This is a genomic window from Atribacterota bacterium (assembly GCA_028703475.1).
Lineage (GTDB): Bacteria > Atribacterota > Phoenicimicrobiia > Phoenicimicrobiales > Stramentimicrobiaceae > JAQVMU01.
In genome coordinates, this window is record JAQVMU010000125.1 from 1 (window position 1) to 3,025 (window position 3,025).

At 34.6% G+C, this 3,025-nt stretch carries 2 protein-coding genes; both read right to left on the reverse strand.

Features of this window, described 5'->3' with window-relative positions; genetic code table 11:
* A partial coding sequence (locus PHQ99_08440; protein ID MDD4289599.1) for an NADH:flavin oxidoreductase occupies positions 1-912 on the reverse strand: 912 nt, incomplete at its 3' end.
* Positions 913-991: 79 nt separating this feature from the next.
* Positions 992-2,416 carry an alpha/beta hydrolase gene (locus tag PHQ99_08445; protein MDD4289600.1) on the reverse strand — a complete coding sequence of 475 codons (1,425 nt, stop codon included), beginning with the start codon at positions 2,414-2,416 and terminating at the stop codon, positions 992-994.
* Positions 2,417-3,025: the final 609 nt, after the last annotated feature.

A 3,025-nucleotide genomic window follows, 5' to 3' on the forward strand; every position in this document is an offset into this window, starting at 1 on the left:
TGCAACTTGAAAAGAACGTATTCCTCCAACTAATATCAAAGGAACCTTTAGGCTTTCTTTATATAATTTTGCAGCATCCCGATAATAAACTTCTTCTTCTGGTCGGTCGATTCTACCAATTCTTGAATAGGAATATTTGCTAATCGAACTTCCTCCGCTTAATTCAATTGCATCAATTCCCGCTTTTTCCAAAAGTAATGAAACCTGCACCATTTCAACCGGTGCAAATCCTCCATCTAAAAAATCGTCTGAATTTAATTTTATGGTAATTGCAAATTTATTACCCAATTCATTCCTGATTGCATTTATTATCTCTAATATTATCCGAGCCCGATTTTCTATCTTTCCTCCATAATTATCTCTTCTTTTATTAAAAAATGGAGAAAGAAACTGGTTTAATAAAAACCCATGCGCACCATGTATTTGAATACCATCAAAACCGGCTTTCTTTGCTCTTACTGCAGCAGCTGTAAAATCATTAACCGTCTGCTCGATTTCATGAATGGTTATCTCTCTGCAGCTATATCCCTTAATTTCAAGTGGACTTGGTCCGACTGGCCTTCCCCTATTTGATCTACTGTTTGCTCGTCCACCGGCATGACTGATCTGCATAATTATCTTACTACCTTCTTCATGAACTTTTTTAACCATTTTCTGGTAGCTAACTATCAGGTTATCATCATAAATACCCAGTTGCCCATTCCCTGCCTGTCCTATAGGATTTACATAGGAATGGCTGCTGATAATTAATCCAACCTCTCCCCTGGCTAAATCTAATATCATTTCGCTTATTCTATTGTTACAGGAACCATCCGGGTTGGCCAGACCTTCCCAGGTAGCACTTCGAACAAATCTATTTTTAAGAACCACTTGGTTAATTTCTGTCTTTTCAAATAATTTTTTTATTGGCATTATTTCTTTCTTTCCTTTATTCTGTATTCATTGATATTTGAAATAATATTTTAGCTGATTAATTATCTATTCTATCAATTTACCTTTTTGTTTGTTCTAAAATCCAATCCCCTATTAATTCTAAAGTCACCGGTGAAATGGTTTCCTCGATTCGGGCATATTCATCAGGAGAACCGGTTTCAGCTGTCTGAAAAATATGATTAAGATCAGATAATTCTTTAATCAGATAATTCTTATTTCCTCCGGCTATTAATGCTTCTTCAATAGCCTCGAGATTTTCTTTAGGTGGGACCTGCAGGTCTTTAGAACCATTAATGGCAAGCACCGGACAACTCACCTTACTCAAAGTCGGTCTGGGATCATAAGTTAGAAAAAATTTAAACCATGGTGATAACATATTTTGCAGTTGGATATCTACGTATTCGTCCCTGTTACCTATTTGATTTTTTTCTTCTTGAGTTAATTCAGCAAAATACTCGTCAAAAATACTGGTTGCCTTTTCTATTAATAATCCTTTGTTTTCCTCTTCTTTTATAAGAGAATATAATCTTTCATTGTAATAGCGATTTCTATCAATTTTTTCTTCACTCATCCCGGCAGCTTTAGAGATTAATTCGTTCTGCATATACAAAATATCCTCACCGGGCAACCCTGGTCCTGCCATCAATACAATAAACTCTACATCAGGGGATTGAACTGCAACCATCGGAGCAATCAATCCTCCTTCACTGTGACCAATTAAACCGATTTGTCTGGAATTTACCTCTTCACGACTCTTAAGGTATTCTATGCCCACCAGCACATCAGATGCAAAATCTTTACTGGTAGCCTGAGAAAAATCTCCTGTAGATTCTCCAACCCCCCTGTCATCAACTCTCAATACAGCAATCCCCTGGCGGGTTAAGTAATCTGCGAGCACTAAAAATGGCTGATGGCCAAATACCATTTCATTCCTATCCTGTGGCCCGGAACCGCTAATAAGCAATACCGCAGGAAAAAGACCTTTCTCAGAAGGTAATGTAAGTGTTCCGGCAAGAACAATCCCTGCTTCCTTATTTTTATACTTGATTTCTTCTTCAATATAAGGAAAAGGCCTTTTTGGTTCCTGGGGTCTTGATATTTCTACAGCCTTTTCCATTTTTTGGAGTGAAAGAGGGAAAGATACACCAGCCTGTTTCCAGTCTCCTTCAATTTTCGAATAATCCTGGTTAATTATTCCCTCATAAATGCCAGCAATAGCCTTTATCTCTATGGACAAATTATTATCTTTCAGTATAACTTTATCAACAGGTATACCTGTTATTCCCTGATCAGGACTATCCATGGTTGCAGTTAAATTTCCCTCTGGAGTTTTTATAATTCTAAAAACAATTCTTAGACTGCTTCCAGAAACCTGCAGCTTACCTTCCCATATGCCTTCAATACCCCTTGCCTGTTCAGCATTGATTGCCATAGTAGCCATCAGGCAAATGATAATTAATAATAATAAATAAATACTTTTCATAATTTTAAATTCCCTTCATAATGAACTTTTTATTAATCTAACTGGAATATTTTTACATAAATAATAATTGGACATTAGCTATCCAGATGGCTAAATAATGAATTTAACATTAATATTAAGATAATAATATTATGGCAAATTATGGGGGTTTTAGCAATCAAAACTGAATTTCGAGCCATCGAATAAGTATTTTTTACAATAATTTTGGGGAAATACACCGAAACTAAGCTCGAAATCACATAACAAATTCCGGAAGCGTAGTAGAATTACAGGAATCAAAAATTAAATTCCAAATGATAAGAATACAATTTTTTTATTTAGGATAAAAAAATTACAAATAACTGAATTATTTTGAGGTGCTAATATTTTTCAGTAATCAAATGAGAGAAAAATAGATTATTGTTGTAGATAATCATTGTAACAATAAAAAATTATAGTTTCTGTTGCTGAAAAGGTAAATAAATTCAGATGTGGGCAAAACCAGAAGGTTAGCCCACATCACTAATAAAAATATCTTTATGTTTTAAAATTCAAGTATTTTTCTCAATAAATTATTTGTTTTTCTTATTCAGCATAACTATCTGCTGCTGGATTATAAAGTTCTATCGA

Excerpts from the sequence above, each read along its gene's own strand:
- PHQ99_08445 (MDD4289600.1), bottom strand. The coding sequence starts at position 2,416 with ATGAAAAGTATTTATTTATTATTATTAATTATCATTTGCCTGATGGCT.